Source organism: Amnibacterium kyonggiense (assembly GCF_004364555.1).
GTDB lineage: Bacteria > Actinomycetota > Actinomycetes > Actinomycetales > Microbacteriaceae > Amnibacterium > Amnibacterium kyonggiense.
Genome location: NZ_SOAM01000004.1, coordinates 284,434 through 301,319, shown reverse-complemented (window position 1 = coordinate 301,319; position 16,886 = coordinate 284,434). Strand labels below are relative to the sequence as shown.

At 73.4% G+C, this 16,886-nt stretch carries 12 protein-coding genes; 2 read left to right on the top strand and 10 right to left on the bottom strand.

What is annotated here, in order from left to right; translation table 11 throughout:
- The first annotated feature begins 36 nt into the window (after positions 1–36).
- The gene (locus tag CLV52_RS17615; protein WP_133767702.1) at positions 37–1,509 is read left to right on the top strand and encodes an NAD-dependent succinate-semialdehyde dehydrogenase; all 1,473 of its coding nucleotides are present in this window, start codon (positions 37–39) and stop codon (positions 1,507–1,509) included.
- 138 nt (positions 1,510–1,647) lie between these two features.
- On the opposite strand, the gene CLV52_RS17610 is transcribed toward CLV52_RS17615, so the two are convergent.
- The 10 genes from CLV52_RS17610 to rhaI all read right to left on the bottom strand — a co-directional run bounded on the left by CLV52_RS17610 (position 1,648) and on the right by rhaI (position 15,594).
- Positions 1,648–3,444 carry an ABC transporter ATP-binding protein gene (locus CLV52_RS17610; protein ID WP_133767701.1) on the bottom strand — a complete coding sequence of 599 codons (1,797 nt, stop codon included), beginning with the start codon at positions 3,442–3,444 and terminating at the stop codon, positions 1,648–1,650.
- 129 nt (positions 3,445–3,573) lie between these two features.
- The gene (locus CLV52_RS17605) at positions 3,574–4,983 is read right to left on the bottom strand and encodes an MFS transporter (protein WP_133767700.1); all 1,410 of its coding nucleotides are present in this window, start codon (positions 4,981–4,983) and stop codon (positions 3,574–3,576) included.
- A 53-nt stretch (positions 4,984–5,036) separates the two neighbouring features.
- On the bottom strand, positions 5,037–5,771 hold the full coding sequence (locus CLV52_RS17600; protein ID WP_133767699.1) for an IclR family transcriptional regulator: 735 nt from the start codon (positions 5,769–5,771) through the stop codon (positions 5,037–5,039).
- A 141-nt stretch (positions 5,772–5,912) separates the two neighbouring features.
- Positions 5,913–6,758: an HpcH/HpaI aldolase/citrate lyase family protein gene (locus tag CLV52_RS17595; RefSeq protein WP_133767698.1), complete on the bottom strand. Its 846-nt coding sequence runs from the start codon at positions 6,756–6,758 to the stop codon at positions 5,913–5,915.
- A 62-nt stretch (positions 6,759–6,820) separates the two neighbouring features.
- A complete protein-coding gene (locus CLV52_RS17590; protein WP_133767697.1) occupies positions 6,821–8,557 on the bottom strand; it encodes an ABC1 kinase family protein in 1,737 nt (578 codons plus the stop codon).
- Positions 8,554–9,528, bottom strand: coding sequence for a lactonase family protein (locus tag CLV52_RS17585; RefSeq protein WP_162850932.1), 975 nt, complete (start codon positions 9,526–9,528; stop codon positions 8,554–8,556). Before CLV52_RS17585 ends, CLV52_RS17590 begins: the two co-directional genes overlap by 4 nt.
- Before the next feature lie 55 nt (positions 9,529–9,583).
- Positions 9,584–10,822, bottom strand: coding sequence for an alpha-hydroxy acid oxidase (locus CLV52_RS17580; protein WP_133767695.1), 1,239 nt, complete (start codon positions 10,820–10,822; stop codon positions 9,584–9,586).
- A gap of 4 nt (positions 10,823–10,826) precedes the next feature.
- Positions 10,827–12,251, bottom strand: coding sequence for a rhamnulokinase (locus CLV52_RS17575; RefSeq protein WP_133767694.1), 1,425 nt, complete (start codon positions 12,249–12,251; stop codon positions 10,827–10,829).
- 103 nt (positions 12,252–12,354) lie between these two features.
- Positions 12,355–14,391: a bifunctional aldolase/short-chain dehydrogenase gene (locus CLV52_RS17570; RefSeq protein WP_133767693.1), complete on the bottom strand. Its 2,037-nt coding sequence runs from the start codon at positions 14,389–14,391 to the stop codon at positions 12,355–12,357.
- Between the two features lie 36 nt (positions 14,392–14,427).
- Positions 14,428–15,594 (bottom strand): L-rhamnose isomerase, encoded by a 1,167-nt coding sequence (gene rhaI / locus CLV52_RS17565; RefSeq protein ID WP_133767692.1) that lies wholly within the window; start codon positions 15,592–15,594, stop codon positions 14,428–14,430.
- Positions 15,595–15,730: 136 nt separating this feature from the next.
- Between rhaI and CLV52_RS17560 the strand changes: the two genes are divergently transcribed.
- On the top strand, positions 15,731–16,729 hold the full coding sequence (locus CLV52_RS17560; protein ID WP_133767691.1) for a LacI family DNA-binding transcriptional regulator: 999 nt from the start codon (positions 15,731–15,733) through the stop codon (positions 16,727–16,729).
- Positions 16,730–16,886: the final 157 nt, after the last annotated feature.

Sequence of the window (16,886 nt, the reverse complement as noted above, 5' to 3'; positions counted from 1 at the left end):
CCCGCCCCTCCGTAGGATCGGACCACGGGAGGCACGATGTCCGTGGACGATGAGGCGAGGCTGCTCGGAGGGCTGCCCACCGGGCTGCTGATCGGCGGCGAGTGGCGGGACGCGAGCGGCGGGGAGCGGTTCGACGTCCTCGACCCCTCGACGGGCTCGGTGCTCGTGTCGGTCGCCGACGCGACGCCGGAGGACGGGATCGCGGCGCTCGACGCGGCGGTCGCCGCGCAGGACGCGTGGGCATCGACCGCGCCGAGGAAGCGCGGCGAGATCCTCCGCGGCGCCTGGCAGCTCATGCAGGACCGCAAGGACGACCTCGCGCTGCTCATGACGCTGGAGATGGGCAAGCCGCTCGCGGAGGCCGCGGGCGAGGTTGTCTACGGATCGGAGTTCTTCCGCTGGTTCTCCGAGGAGGCCGTGCGGATCACGGGCCGCTACGGCGTGAACCCGGAGGGCTCCGGGCGCACGATCGTCTCGCAGCACCCGGTCGGGCCCTGCTACTTCATCACCCCCTGGAACTTCCCGCTCGCGATGGCGACGCGGAAGATCGGCCCGGCCCTCGCGGCCGGCTGCACCGTCGTCGTCAAGCCCGCGGAGCTGACGCCGCTGACGACGCTCGCCACGGCGCGGATCCTCGAGGAGGCCGGGCTGCCCGCGGGCGTGCTGAACGTGGTGCCGACGACGAAGGCCGGCGCGCTCACCGAGCCGGTCCTCCGCGACCCGCGCCTCCGCAAGCTCAGCTTCACCGGGTCCACGCCGGTCGGGAAGAAGCTCATCGCTCAGGCCGCGGAGAACGTGCTGCGGACCTCGATGGAGCTCGGCGGCAACGCCCCGTTCCTCGTGTTCGACGACGCGGACCTCGACTCCGCGGTCACCGGGGCGATGCTCGCGAAGTTCCGGAACGTGGGGGAGGCGTGCACCGCGGCGAACCGCTTCATCGTGCACGAGTCCGTCGCGGACGAGTTCGCGGAGCGGCTCACGGCGAAGGTCGCGGCGCTGAAGGTCGGGCGGGGCACGGAGGACGGCGTCGGCATCGGGCCGCTCATCAACCGTGCCGCCGTCTCGAAGGCGGACGACCTGGTCCAGGACGCGATCGGCCGCGGCGCCGACGTGAGGCTGGGCGGCGGTCCCGTGGACGGCCCGGGCACCTTCTACGCGCCGACGGTGCTCGACCGCGTCGACGCGGGCAGCGACATCCTCCGCACCGAGATCTTCGGACCGGTCGTGTCCATCGTCCGGTTCACGGACGAGGACGAGGCCGTCCGGATCGCGAACGGCACCGAGTACGGGCTCGTCTCCTACGTGTTCACGAAGGACCTGGCGCGCGGTCAGCGGATGATCGAGCGGCTGCAGACCGGGATGATGGGGCTGAACGTCGGCGTCATCTCGAACGCGTCCGCCCCGTTCGGCGGCGTGAAGCAGTCCGGCATCGGCCGCGAGGGCGGCGCCGAGGGGATCCACGAGTACCTCGACACGAAGTACACGATGACCCCGTCCCCCTTCGCCTGACCGACCGCGCGGGGTGGGGCGGCGCGTCCGTGCGCGGCTCAGGACCGCGTGCCGAGTGCAGGACGCGGCAGGGCGGATCGTCCTGAACGCCGTCCCGGCTCCTGATCCCGGCGCGGGATGCGCCGGGATCAGGAGGCGTCAGACCAGGAGCTGCGTCGCGGCGAGCTCGCGGTAGAGCGGGGAGGCCGTCAGGAGCTCCTCGTGCGACCCGGCGGCCACGACGCGGCCGCCGTCGACGACCACGATCTGGTCCGCGTCCACGACCGTGGACAGGCGGTGTGCGATGACGATCGTCGTTCGCCCCGCCGCCGCCGCGGCCAGGGAGTCGCGCAGCAGCTGCTCGTTGCGGCCGTCGAGGTTCGAGGTCGACTCGTCGAGCAGCAGGATCGGCGCGTCCGCGAGCAGCGCCCGCGCGATCGCGAGGCGCTGGCGCTCGCCGCCCGACAGCAGCACGCCCTCCTCGCCGACCTGGGCGGCGAGCCCGTCCGCGTGCTTCAGCACCGTACCGCGGAGGTTCACCGCGTCGAGCGCCCGGAGGCAGTCCTCGTCGGTGGCGAGCGGCGCCGCGAGCACGAGGTTGTCGCGGATCGTCCCGGCGAGGGCCGGCGCGTCCTGCTCGACGTAGCCGAACTGGCTCCGCAGCACGTCGCGGGGGAGGCGCCGGACGTCGACGCCGCCGAGCCGGATCGCGCCGCCGTCGATGTCGTAGAACCGCTCGAGCAGCGACAGCATCGTGCTCTTGCCCGCTCCGGACGGACCGACGAGGGCGGTGCGGGTGCCGCGCGGCACCGCGAAGGTCACGTCGTGCAGCACGTCGACGCGTTCGCCGTCCGCTCCCGAGTACGCGAACGAGACGTGGTCGAACTCGACGGCGGGCGCCGCCGACCCCGCCGGCACCTGCTGGTCGGCGCGGTCCGAGGCGGTCTCGGACGGCAGCTCGAGCACCTCCGTGATCCGGCCGAGCGCACCGAGCGCGCTCGCGACCGAGCTCGCCGCCCCGAACGCGCTGCCGAGCGGCATCACCATGAGGAAGAGGAACAGGAGGAACGCGACGAGGCTCCCGATCCCGATCGCGCCGGACGCGACGCGGAAGCCGCCGACGCCGATCACGACGAGGAACGCGAGGTTCAGGGTGAGGGAGGCGATCGGCACGACCGGTGCCGAGGCACGCGCGACGCCGAGGCCGGCGTCCCACGCGCGCTTCGCGCCCTGGAGCACGGACTCGGTCTCCCGCTCGGTCGCCCCGGAGGCGCGGATCGTCCGGACGGCGGAGATGGACCGCTCGACATCCGCGGTGAGGGCGCCGACCGCGTCCTGCTGCGTGCGGCTCGCGGTGCGGATCCGGCGCGACAGCCCGCCGACGACCACGATCGCGAAGAGGACGATCAGCACCGTCAGGCCGAGCAGCACCGGGTCGAGCAGGGCCATGCCGATGATCGCGCCGACGAAGGTGAACGCGCCGCCGACCGCGTCCACGAGCCCCTGGGTGAGCACGGCGTAGAGCAGGGTCGTGTCGGTGCCGACGCGGGCCACGAGGTCGCCGGTGCGCCGCCGGTCGAAGTCCGCGACCGGCAGCCGCAGCAGGTGCCGGATCAGCCGCGTCCTGGCGGACAGCACCACCGAGGTTCCGGTGCGCTGGAGGAGGTAGTGCTGCACGCCCGACAGCACGGCGCCGACCGCGACGATCACGGCGACGAGGGCGACCACCCCGCCGAGGGGCTGGGAGCGCTGCACCCGCGTCACGACCTGCTCGACGAGCAGCGGCTGCGCGAGCGAGAGGCCGGCGCCGACGACGCTGAGCACGACGACCGCGACGAGCGGGCCCCGGTGCTCGGTCAGATAGGGGAGGAGGTCGCGGAAGCGGGCCCGCGGCCCCGTGTCGGCGCTCCGGCGGAAGAGGCCACGCCGGGGCGCGGCGGCGGTGCTGGTGGTCATCGGGAGTCCATGATGCTCGCCCCCGGACGGCCTCTCGTACCGCGGGCGGCACATGGCCGGGTCCGGTTCACCGATGCGGAGATCCGGGACGCTTCGCGCCGCGGATCTCCGTATCGACGGACCCGTCCGTCAGGGGGCTGCGGCGGCCTCCGCGACCGCGGCCTCGACGAGGTCCACGTCGCGCGTCTCGCGGGTGAGCAGCAGCGCCACGAACGTGACGACCGCGGCGCCCGTGAGGTAGAGGCCGACCTTGAGGATGCTGCCGTCCCGGTCCCAGAGCAGCACGGCGACGATCGGGGCGATGGAGGCGCCGAGGATGCTCGCGACGTTGTACGCGATCGCCGAACCGGTGTACCGGACGTTCGTCGGGAACAGCTCCGGCAGCAGGGCGCCCATCGGCCCGAAGGTCAGGCCCATCAGCGCCAGCCCGACGGCGAGGAACGCGGTCGTCGCGACCGGCGCCCCGGCGCTGCTGCCGAACCACGGCTGGAACGAGAGGCCGAACAGCGCGATGAGCGCGGTCGTGACGAGCAGCATCGGCCGTCGGCCGAACCGGTCCGCGAGCACGCCCGCGATCGGGGTGAAGACCCCGAAGAACACGACGCCGACGATGAGCATCACGAGGAAGTCGTTCCGCAGGTAGCCGAGCCCGATCTGGAACGTGGCCGGGTTGAACGGCTTGCCCGCCGCCTGCGCGGCCGCGGCGCCGGCCTCCACGGTGTGCGCCGCGGTGCCGAAGGTCAGCGTGAAGGTCGTCATGAAGTAGAAGAGGACGTACGTCGCGACCATGATGAACGTCCCGCGGATGAGCTGCGGCCAGCTCGAGCGCAGTACGCTGCCGAGCGGCACGCGCACCCGCGTGCCGGTCTCGAGCGTCCGGCGGAACGCGGGCGTCTCCACGAGCCGCAGCCGCACGTAGAGGCCGACGATCACGAGGACCGCGGACAGCAGGAACGGGACGCGCCAGCCCCAGGCGGCGAACGCGGCGTCGTCGACCGTCAGGGACAGCACGAGGAACAGCGAGTTCGCGAGGATGAAGCCGATCGGCGCGCCCAGCTGCGGGAACGTGCCGTAGATCGCCCGCCTGGCCCGCGGCGCGTTCTCGGTCGCGAGCAGCGCGGCGCCGCTCCACTCGCCGCCGAGCCCGATGCCCTGCGTGAAGCGGAGGACCGCCAGCAGCGCAGGCGCCGCGATCCCGATCGCGTCGAAGGTCGGCAGCACGCCGATCAGGAAGGTCGCGATGCCCATCACGAGGAGGGACGCGACGAGCGTCGTCTTCCTCCCGACCCGGTCGCCGAAGTGGCCGAACAGGACCGAGCCGACCGGGCGGGCGAGGAAGGCGAGCCCGAAGGTCACGAACGACGAGAGCTGCGCCGCGGCGGGGCTGTCGTTCGGGAAGAAGAGGGCCGGGAAGACGAGCACCGCGGCGGTCGCGTAGACGTAGAAGTCGTAGAACTCGATCGACGTGCCGATGAGGCTCGCGACGATCACCCGCCCGCGGCTGTTGACGGCGGTGGGATCGGCGGTCGCACTGGGCATCGGGTCTCCGAGGGGTTCGTGAAGGACCCCGACAGCCTAGGAGCGGCCGGCGCTCAGTGAACGGTCGGGATGGGCCCGGTCGGCGGCGCCCCCATTGCCCGGGCGATGCTCCGGGCGGTCGTCAGCACCGCGGGCGCGAGCGAGCGCTCCGAGTGCGGCGCCCCGCTGATCGCGACGGCGGCGACCGGGGCGTCGTCGACGATGACGGGCGCGGCGACGGAGACGGTGCCGGTCTGCTTGCTGCGGAGCTCGAGGTGCCCCTGTCGGCGCGCGACCTCGATCGCGGTCCGCACGCGCTCGGTGACCCCGGGCGCGGCGTCCCACCGGCGCTCGAACTGGCCGTGCTCGATCACCGCGTCGACGAGGCCGGAGGGCGCGTGCGCGAGGAGCACGAGGCCGCCGCAGGAGGCGTGGGCGGGCGAGCGAGTCGGTGCGCGGCTCGGCAGCTGTCCGTCCGCCCGGTCGACGGTGACGGACTCGCCGCCGTCCAGGACGACGAGCTGCACGGGCTGCCCGGTCACGTCCGCGAGGTCCTGGAGGTACGGGTGGGCGACGTCCTCCGCGGCGACGTCGCGGGGGGCGAGGGAGACGAGCTCCTGCACGTGCGGCCCGATGCGGAACCGGCCGGAGGGGAGCCGCTCGAGGAGCCGCTCGTTGACGAGCTGGCCCGCGAGGCGGTGCGTGGTGGTGAGCGGCAGGTCCGCGCGGTCCGCGAGCTCCGTCAGGGACAGCTCAGGACCCTCGGCGCCGGCGAACGCGTCGAGCACGCCCACGGCGCGGCCGAGCACCGATCGGTCGCGCTCTTCGGTATCCGGATCCAGGGGGTTCTCCGATCTCCGTCGATCCTGGGGAGTCTAGGAGCAGGTAACGGTTCGATGACAACTCGATGATGCATCCCCCAGCGCCGCACGCCGTGCGGTTCTTCCCGGTCAGAGCGGATTGACCCCGAACGCTGTCGCGAGCTTCTCGATCTTCTGGGCCCGGCCGAGCCTCGGCAGGTCGCTGCCGTCGCGGATCACGCGGCCCCGCGCCTCGAAGTCGGCGAGGAAGTCCCGCGCCCACGCGACGTCGGAGGGCGTCGGGCTGATGACCTCGTTGATGACCGGCAGCTGGCCGACGTCGAGGCAGAGCTTGCCCGTCATCCCGAGCTCGACGGTGATCTGGGACTGCTCCCGCAGCACGCCGTGGCTGGTGCCGACCGTGGGCCCGTCGATCGGGCCGGGGAGGCCGCCGACGCGGCTCGCGACGACGAGGCGGGACCGCGGATACGCCATCGCGAGGTCCGCGGCGCTCGTGCCGGTGTCGCGGCGGTAGTCGCCGCTGCCGAACGCGAGGCGGAACGCGCCACGCGCGCAGGCGACGGCGACCGCGTTCTCGATCCCGACTGCGGACTCGATGAGGGGGAGGACGGGTACCGAGCCGCCGAGGCGGTCGAACGTCTCCGTGACGTGCTCCGGCGCCTCCGTCTTCGCGAGCAGGACCCCGTCGAGCCCGGGCACGCCCGCGAGGAGCGCGACGTCGTCGCCCCAGAACGTCGTGGAGCGGTCGTTGATCCGCACCCAGGCCCGGTTGCCCGCGGCGAGCCAGTCGATCACCGCCCGGCGCGCGTCGTCCTTCTTCGCCGGGTCCACCGCGTCCTCGATGTCGAGGATGATCTGGTCGGCGCGCGACGCGCGGGCCGCGTCGAAGGTGTCGGTCCGGGTGCCGTTCACGAGGAGCCAGGACCGGGCGATCTCGGGATCGACGGTCCGGCGTTCCTGTCCGGTGCTGCTCAACGGTGCTCCGATCGGCGAAGGGCTGCCGCTTCCGCGGCCGGTGGGAACCTACCGGATCGGCTTCACGGCGCCGACGGGCGGCGGGCGGAGCGGATGACGCGCTCGGCCAGCCGGAGGCGGGCGGCCGCGGACGGGGCACCGGAGCGGCGGGCGCGCAGGGACCGCCAGCGCAGCCAGGCGGCGCCCGCGACGGCGACGCCGGGCACGGAGATCGACCCGAGTCGGGGCGCGGTGCCGCGCGACACCAGCTCGCCCGCCGAGAGCACGAGGGCCGCCGTCAGGAGGCCGTCGACGATCCGGTCCGCGATGCCGTCCGGGTCCTTGATGCGCAGGTCCGCACCGCCCTCGCGACGGACCTGCTGCAGCAGCGCGGTCACCTCACCGGGCAGCGTCTCGAGCAGCCGCTCCCACGAGCGGCTGGTCCGCAGCGCGCGGGCGAGCGCCGCGCGCGGATCGAGGCTGTGCCGCGCGACGTCGAGCGCGAACGGCCGGCTGATCTCGGCGAGGTCGATGTCCGCCCCGATGTCGGCCGCGAGGCCCTGCAGCAGCGTGATCACGCGGAGGACGAGCGCGATCTCGCCAGGCAGCGAGAGGCCGTGCCGCTGCACGACGACCGCGACGCCCCGGGAGACCGCGGTCAGGTCGATCGTGTCGACCCCGCCGGAGAGGTGGTCGGTGATCAGCGACTCGACGTCGTCCTGCACGTCGCCGGGCTCGAGGTCCGGCGGCGCGTCCGTGATCGCGAGCAGCGCCTCCGTCGTCGCCGCGGGGTCGCCCGTCCCGACCGCCGCGATGAGGTCCTCGAGCTGCTCGCGCTTCGTGCGCGTGATCCGCGCCACGTCGCCGAAGTCGAGGATGGTGATCACGCCCGGGTTGAGCAGGAAGTTCCCGGAATGCGGGTCGGTGTGGTACGCCCCGTGCCGGAAGACCATCGTCAGGTACACGTTCGCGGTGCGGTTCGCGAGGTCGTCGGGCGTCCAGCCCGCGGCGCGCACGCTGTCCGGGCCGTCGAGGACGGTCCCGGCCATCTCCTCCATCGTGAGCACGCCGGTCGCGGAGCGGTCCGGGTGCGCGGCGGGGATGCGGACGCCGTCGTCGTCCGCGAACATCGCGCCGAACCGCTGGAGGTTCGCGAGCTCCTGCCCGAGGTCGACGGCGCCGCGCATGCTGCGGTCGAAGTCCGCGACGACCGCCGCGAACCGGAGGCGGTGCGCGACGGGCGAGACGGCCTCCGCCCAGACCGAGAGCGCGCTGAGCAGCTCGAGGTCCTCGAGCACGCGGCGGCGGACGTGCCGGTGCAGCACCTTCACGACGACCCGCGAGCCGTCGTGCAGCACGGCGCGATGCACCTGCGCGACCGAGCCGGAGGCGAGCGGCTCCGGATCGAAGCTCGCGAAGAGCTCGCTCACGTCCGCGCCGAGCTCCTCCTGCACCGTCGTCTCCGCGTACCCGGGCGGATCGGCGGGCACGCTCGACCGGAGGGTGCTCAGCTCCGCGGCGACCGCCGGACCGACGACGTCCGGACGCAGGCTGAGCAGCTGACCGAGCTTGATCGCGGTCGTCCCGATCTCCGTCAGGGCGCCGCGCAGGCGCTGCCCGGCCGATTCGGCCTCGAGCTCCGGGTCGATGAGCCGGTCGGCGACCGCGGCGGCCGCGCGACGCACCGGCCCGCCCGCGCCCTCGAGCTGGGCCGCGATCGACGCGAAGCCGTAGCGCCGGAGGACGCCCGCGACCTCGATCAGGCGATCGCGGCGCGTGACGAGCACGCCGAGCAGGTCGAGGTCCGCGTCCGCGTTCATGCGGCGCCGCCCGTCGCGAGGAGGAAGGTGGGGGAGGGGATCCGCGCCACCGGGCCGGGGGAGCCGAGCGACTCGTCCGACCGGAACGCGAGCGCGGTCACGGTGCCCGACCGCTCGTTCGCGACGAGCAGCCGGTCGCCGTCGACCGCGTGGTGCCGCGGCCACGTGCCGCCCGTGAGCGCGGCGTCCACCGGTTCCGGGACGCCGTCGTCGTCGAGGCGGAGGAGGGCGATCCGGTCGCTGCCGCGCAGCCCGGCGGTGAGCCGCCGCCCGACGAGGGTCATCCCCGCCGCCTGATCGCCGCGCACCGGATCGGTGGTCGTCGGCACGGAGACGCGCACGCTGCGGGCCGCGACGTCGAGCACGTGGATGCGCGCGTCGTGCTCCCCGAGCACGAGCACCGGCCCGGACGGCACGAGGAGGAGGTCCCGCGGCCCCGACCCCGCCGGCAGCGCGATCGCGCCGTCGAACGCGAAGTCCGCGCCGCGGCGGCGGTGCACGAGTACCCGGTCGGTGCCGAGGTCGGCGACGAGCAGCAGATCGCCGAGCTCGAGCGTGCTGTGGGCGTGCGGGCCGTCCTGCGCCGGGTGCGGGCCGATCGACGCGGGCGGGGGATCGGGCAGGGCCCGGGCGGGCCCCGGCGTCCCGTCCTCGGCGAGGTCGTGGACGCCGACCCGGCCGTCGCCGTAGCAGGCCGCGAGCAGGAGCGTTCCGTCCGCGGTGATCGAGAGGTGGCAGGGGGCGCTGCCCGCCGCCGCGACCCGCGCGACGACGACGCCGTCGCGGAGGGCGACCACCGCGTCGCCGCCCTCGTCCACCGCGTAGAGCAGGTCCGTGGTCGGCGAGGCGAGCAGATAGGAGGGGTCCGGGGTCGCGACGACGACCTCGTTCATGCCGGTGGCGGCATCCAGTCGGCGCACCCCTCCGGTCGCGTCATCGGCGGTGTACCCGCCCACCCAGAACCCGGTCACGCCTCCATCCTGGCCCGAGCGATGGACCAGTGCGAAGCGGGTCGAGGGCTCTCGCTCAGCCGCGGGCGCGGGGGACGAGCCGCTCGAGCTGAGTGACGTGCGCCGGGGTCAGCTCCTCGAGCGAGTGCGCGCCGAGCAGCTTCATCGTCCGCACCACCTGGTCGGACAGGATCGCGATCGCCCGGTCGACGCCCGCCCGGCCTCCGGCCATCAGGCCGTACAGGTACGCGCGCCCGATGAGCGTGAACTTCGCGCCGAGCGCGATCGACGCGACGACGTCCGCGCCGTTCATGATCCCGGTGTCGACGATCACGTCCGTGTCGCGGCCGACCTCCCGGGCGACCTCCGGCAGCAGGTGGAACGGGATCGGAGCGCGGTCCAGCTGCCGGCCGCCGTGGTTCGACAGCACGATCCCGTCGACGCCCAGGTCCGCGAAGGTCTTCGCGTCCTCGAGCGTCTGCACGCCCTTGATCGCGAGCTTGCCCGGCCAGAGGTCGCGGATGACCTTCAGGTCCTCGAAGGAGATCGTGGGGTCCATGGCCATGTCGAGCAGGTCCCCGACCGTGCCGCCGGTGTCCGACAGCGACGCGAACTCGAGCTTCGGCGTCGTGAGGAAGTCGATCCACCACCACGGCCGGGGCAGCGCGTCGGCGATCGTCCTCACGGTGAGCTGCGGCGGGATCGAGAAGCCGTTGCGCCTGTCGCGGAGGCGGTTGCCCGCGACCGGGGTGTCGACGGTGAAGAAGAGCGTCTCGAAGCCCGCCTGCGCCGCGCGCTCGACGAGGCCGTAGGAGATCTCCCGCTGCCGCATCACATAGAGCTGGAACCAGTTCCGTCCGTGCGGGTTCGCGGCCTTCACGCCCTCGACGGAGTTCGTCCCGAGCGTCGAGAGGGTGAAGGGGATGCCCGCGGCGGCAGCGGCGCCCGCGCCGGCGGTCTCGCCCTCCGTCTGCATCAGCCGGGTGAAGCCGGTCGGCGCGATGCCGAAGGGCATGGCGGACGGCGCGCCGAAGACGGTCGCGGCGGTGTCCACGTGCGCGACGTCGCGGAGGACCTGCGGGTGGAACTCGACGTCGCGGAACGCCTGGCGGGCGCGCTTGATCGAGATCTCCGCCTCCGCGGACCCGTCCGTGTAGTCGAAGGCCGCGGCCGGGGTGCGCCGCTTCGCGATCCTCCGGAGGTCCTCGATCGTGAGCGCGGCGTCGAGCCGCGCCTTCTTCCGGTCGAGCTGCGGCTTCTTGAACTGCAGGTACTCGAACACGTCGACGGGCTTCGGGAACCGGCGCTGCACCATGGGGTCAGCCTCTCGCGAACGGGCGCACGGCGTACGTGCGCGGCGGGAAGGAGCGGGCGGTCACGGCGCGGAGCGCCTCCAGGTCCCCGGACAGGATGCCGTGCGTGCGGGCCTGGACCAGGAGGTTGCCGATCGCGGTCGCCTCCACCGGGCCGGCGACGACGGGGACGCCGACCGTGTCGGCGGTCAGCTGGCAGAGCAGGGCGTTCTGCGCCCCGCCGCCGACGAGGTGCACGGTGCGGACCGTGCGGCCCGTGAGCCGCTCGATTTCGCGGACCGCGTCGGCGTACGCGTTCGCGAGGCTCTGCAGCACGCCCCGCACGAACTCCGGGACGGAGGCGGGGACGCGCGAGCCGCGTTCGAGGAGCAGCGCCTCGATGCGGGCGGGCATGTCGCCGGGGGCGAGCAGCCGCGGGTCGTTCGCGTCGAAGGTCGGCACGTCCGCCGGCGCTTCCGCGGCCTGCTTGAGCAGCGCGCCGAGCTCCTGCTGCTCGCCGACCTTCTCCCACGCCCGCACGGACTCCGACAGCAGCCAGAGCCCCATCACGTTCTTCAGGAACCGGGTGCGGCCGTCGACGCCGCCCTCGTTCGTGAAGCCGGCGGCGCGGGCGTCGTCGCTCACGACAGGGGCGGGCAGTTCAGCCCCGACGAGCGACCAGGTGCCGCAGGAGATGTACACCGCGCCGTCGTCCGCCATCGGCACGCCCACGACGGCGGACGCCGTGTCGTGGGACCCGACGGTGCTGAACCGGATGCGGTCGGCGATGCCGAACTCCGCGGCGACCTCCGGCAGGACGGGGCCGAGGTCGGTGCCCGGGTCCACGACCGGCGGGAGCAGGCTGCGCCGCAGTGCGAGCCGCGGCAGCAGCTCGACGTCCCAGTCGCCGCCGACCCGCAGCAGGCCGGTGGTGGAGGCGTTCGTGCGCTCGGCGACGCGGCTGCCGGTCGCCCAGTACCCGAGCAGGTCGGGGACGAGCAGCAGCTGCTCCGCCTCGTCCAGCTCGCCGGCGGCAGCGGCTGCGGCGAGCTGGAACACCGTGTTGAAGGGGAGGTGCTGCAGGCCGTTGCGGCGGAAGAGCTCCTCCGGCCCGACGACGGCGTGCACGCGGGTGACGGCGGCTTCGTTCCGGGCGTCCCGGTAGTGGAACGGGTTGCCGAGCAGGCGGGCGCCGTGCAGGAGGCCGTAGTCGACGGCCCAGGAGTCGATCGCCGCGCCGACGAGCTCGTCGTCCTCCCGGGACGCCCGGCCGAGCCCCTGCATCGCCGCGGAGTAGAGGGAGAGGACGTCCCAGTGCAGGCCGTCCGCGAGCCGGACGGGCGTGTTCGGGAAGCGCGCGACGTGCCGCAGCCGCAGTTCGCCGCCCTCCACTGCGCCGACGATCACGCGGCCGGACGTCGCCCCCAGATCGATCGCCGCGACCGACCTCATCGCCCGCAGCTTTCACGGATCAGGCCCTTTTCGCGACACGCCGCAGCCGGAAGGGCGTAGGACGGCGTGTCGCCGGATCCGTCCTGATCCGTGACAAGAGGGCTCATCGGAGGAAGGCGGCGGCGACGCCCGCGTCGACCGGGATGTGCAGCCCGGTCGTGTGCGAGAGGTCGGGCCCGGTCAGCACGGCGACCGCGTTCGCGACGTGCTCCGGCAGCACCTCGCGCTTCAGGATCGTGCGCTGCGCGTAGAACTTCCCGAGGTCCTGCTCGTCGATGCCGTACGTCTTCGCCCGGTTCGCACCCCAGCCGGACGCGAAGATGCCGGACCCGCGGACGACCCCGTCGGGGTTGATGCCGTTCACCTTCACGCCGTGCTCGCCGAGCTCGACGGCCAGCAGCCGCACCTGGTGCGCCTGGTCGGCCTTCGTCGCCGAGTAGGCGATGTTGTTCGGCCCCGCGAACACGGAGTTCTTGCTCGAGATGTAGATCACGTCGCCGCCGAGGCCCTGCTCGATGAGCGGCTTCGCGGCCGCCTTCGAGACGAGGAAGGAGCCCTTCGCCATGACGTCGTGCTGCAGGTCCCAGTCCGCGGCGCTCGTCTCGAGCAGCGGCTTGGAGAGGGAGAGCCCTGCGTTGTTCACGACGAGGTCGATCCCGCCGAACGCGAGCACGGTCGCATCGATCGCGGCCTGCACCTGGGCCTCGTCGGTCACGTCCGCCTGCACGCCGACGGCGACGTCGGTGCCGCCGAGCTCCGCGGCCGCGGTGCGCGCCTTCTCGAGATCGAGGTCGGCGATGACGACGCACGCGCCCTCCGCGGCGAGCCGGGTGGCGATCGCCTTGCCGATGCCCGAGGCCGCGCCGGTGATGAGCGCGATGCGGGTGGCGTGGCTCTTCGGCTTCGGCAGCCGCTGCAGCTTCGCCTCCTCGAGCGCCCAGTACTCGATGCGGAACTTCTCGCGCTCGTCGATGGGCGCGTAGGTGGAGAGCGCCTCGGCGCCGCGCATGACGGTGATCGCGTTGATGTAGAACTCGCCGGCCACGCGCGCGGTCTGCTTGTTCGCGCCGTAGGAGAACATCCCGACGCCCGGCACCAGCACGATCGCCGGGTCGGCGCCGCGGATCGCGGGGGACTCCGCATCCGCGTTGCGGTCGTAGTACGCCTGGTAGTCGGCGCGGTACGCCTCGTGCAGCGCCTGCAGCCGAGCGATCTGCTCCTCGACCGGCGCGGTCGCCGGCAGGTCGAGCACCAGCGGCTTCACCTTGGTGCGGAGGAAGTGGTCGGGGCAGGACGTGCCGAGCGCCGCGAGCCGCGGGTGCTCCGCCGAGGCCAGGAAGTCGAGCACGACGGGGGAGTCGGTGAAGTGCCCGACCACGGGCCGGTCGTGGGACGCGAGTCCGCGGATGGTCGGGGCGAGCGCGACCGCGCGGGCGCGCCGCTCCTCCTCGGGCAGGGCGCCGTACCCGTCGAGGGCCGGGCCGAACGGGTCCGCCTTCCCGTGCTCCGTGATCCACGCCTCCGCGGTGCGGATGATCCGCAGGGAGTTCGCCTCGGCCTCCTGGCTGGTGTCGCCCCACGCGGTGATGCCGTGGCCGCCGAGGATCGTGCCGATCGCCTGCGGATTCGCGGCCTCGATGGCGGCGATGTCGAGGCCGAGCTGGAACCCGGGCCGCCGCCACGGCACCCAGACGACCTCGTCGCCGAAGATCTCGCGGGTCAGGCGCTCACCGTCCGCCGCGGTCGCGATCGCGATCCCGGCGTCGGGATGGAGGTGGTCGACGTGCGCCGCGTCGACGAGCCCGTGCATCGCGGTGTCGATGGAGGGTGCCGCGCCGCCCTTCCCGAACAGCGTGAAGTCGAACGCGGCGACCATCTCGTCCTCGCGGTCGACGCCGGGGTAGACCTGCTGCAGCGCCCGGAGGCGGTCGACGCGGAGGACGGCCAGGCCGGCCTCGGTCAGCGTCCCGAGGTCGCCGCCGGACCCCTTCACCCACATGAGCTCGACCGGCTCACCGGTCACGGGGTCGGTCTCCTCGCCCTTCGCGGACGTGTTGCCGCCCGCGTAGTTCGTCACGGTCGGGTCGGCGGCCAGCCGGTTGGATCGGGCGATCAGGGCGGCGACAGCAGGGTTCGTCATGGCTTCCTCGTGATGGTGGTGCGGGGCGGGAGGCGTTCAGGCGCCCCAGCCGGCCTGGTCCCCGCCGACGCGGTCGGCCTCGATCCGCGACTGGTAGTCGCTCGCCGCGTAGGCGGCCATCGGGTCGGCGGGCAGACCGCGGGACTCCCGCCACTCGGCGAGCGCGGGTCGGACGTCGGTGGAGAAGGCGTCCATGAAGACGCCGTTGGCGGTGAGCACGTCGCCGTCGCGCTGCGCCGCGTCGAGCGCCTTCCGGTCGAGCAGCAGCGCCCGCGCGGTCATCTCCTGCACGTTCAGCACGCTGCGGATCTGGCCGGGGATCTTCTTCTCGATGTTGTGGCACTGGTCGAGCATGAACGCGACCCCGGAGCCCGTGCCGTAGCCGCCGCCCCGGATCACCTCGACGAGGATGCGGAACAGCTGGAACGGGTCGGCTGCGCCGACGATCAGGTCGTCGTCGGCGTAGAAGCGGCTGTTGAAGTCGAAGGACCCGAGCTTCCCGAGACGCAGCAGCTGCATGACGATGAACTCGATGTTCGTACTCGGCGCGTGGTGGCCGGTGTCCAGGCACACGAACGCCTTGTCGCCGAGCGCGGTCACCTGGGCGTAGGAGGTGCCCCAGTCCGGCACGTCCGTGTGGTAGAACGCCGGCTCGAAGATCTTGTACTCGAGCACCAGGCGCTGGCCCTCGCCGATCGCGGCGTAGATCTCGGTCAGCGACTCGCTCAGGTGGTCCTGCCGGGCGCGCATGTCGTCCTGGCCGGGGTAGTTCGTCCCGTCAGCGAGCCAGATCTTCAGGTCCTGCGAGCCGGTCTCGCCCATGATCTCGATGCAGCGCAGGTGGTGGTCGATCGCCTTGCGGCGCACCGCCGCGTCGCGGTGCGCGAGGCTGCCGAGCTTGTAGGCCTCGTCCTGGAACGTGTTCGAGTTGATGGTCCCGAGCGCGACGCCGTGGTCCTCCGCGTGCCGGCGGAGTGCGGCGAAGTCGTCGACGAGGTCCCACGGGATGTGCAGCGCGACCTTCGGTGCGAGCCCGGTGAGTCGGTGCACCTCGGCGGCATCGGCGACCTTCTCGAAGGGGTCGCGCGGGACGCCGGCCTGCGGGAACACGCGGAACCGCGTGCCGGAGTTGCCGAACGCCCACGAGGGCAGCTCGATCGCCTGCTGCGCCAGGGCGTCGGTGATCTGGTCGAAGGACGGCATCGTTCCTCGGCTCTCTTCTCGGCGCTGGTGTTGAATCGTTTCATAGCGTCGCATCACACGGGGTTCGACCGCAAGCCGACGGTGCGGCGCGCCGGGGATCGGTCGTTACGATGCGCCGGAGCACCCCGGAGGCCCGATGAGCGTGAGCGTCAAGGACGTGGCGGCGCGCGCCGGCGTCTCCGTCGGCACCGTCTCGAACGTGCTGAACACCCCGGCGAAGGTCGCCGCGGAGACCGCGGAGCGCGTGCACCGGGCGATCGCGGAGCTCGGCTTCGTCCGCAACGACGCGGCGCGCCAGCTGCGCGCGGGGACGTCCCGGAGCATCGGCTTCGTCGTGCTCGACGTGGGCAACCCGTTCTTCACCGACCTCGTCCGTGCGGCCGAGGAGCGTGCGGCCGAGTCCGGCCTCGCGGTCCTCATCGCCAACAGCGGCGAGCAGCAGGCGCGGGAGGCCGCCGGCATCGATCTGTTCGAGGAGCAGCGGGTCCGCGGCGTGCTCGTCTCGCCGGTCGGCGAGATCAGCGAGCGGCTGGAGCGGCTGCGGAGCCGGGGGACGCCCGCCGTGCTCGTCGACCGCGTCGCCTCCACGCCCGGGTTCTCCTCGGTGTCCGTCGACGACGTCGCGGGCGGGCGCCTCGCCGCCCGGCACCTGCTCGAGGGCGGCCGCCGCCGGCTCCTCTTCGTCGGCGGTCCGCTCGACCTCGAGCAGGTCCGGGACCGGCTGCAGGGGGCGCGGGACGCGGTCGCGGCGGTGACCGGCGCGACGCTCGAGGCGCTGCCGATCGGCGCGCTGACCGTCCGGCACGGCGTCGACGCCGGGCGGGAGATCCTCGCCATGCCCGAGCCGCCGGACGCCGTCTTCGCCGCGAACGACCTCGTCGCGCTCGGCGTGCTGCAGGCCGTCGGCCTGCTCGGCGGCCTGCGGGTGCCGGACGACCTGGCGATCGTCGGCTACGACGACATCGAGTTCGCGGCGTCCGCGGGCGTGCCCATCACCTCGGTCCGGCAGCCACGCGACCGCATGGGCGCGACCGCCGTCGACCTCCTGCTCGCCGAGATCGACGGCGCGACGGAGCGCAGCCGCATCGTGCTCCAGCCGGAGCTGGTCGTCCGGGCGTCGAGCGCCGGTCGCTGACGCCCGGGCGGCTCAGTCGTCCGCGGCGACGGGGGGAGAGCCGCAGCTCCTCGATGTCGAGCCGGTCCTCCATCCGGCGGAGGTCCGTGTCGTCGATGCGTCCGGCGTCCCGCTCCCCACCCGAGCGTCGGCGCCTTGCGCGGAGCACTTCGGCAGG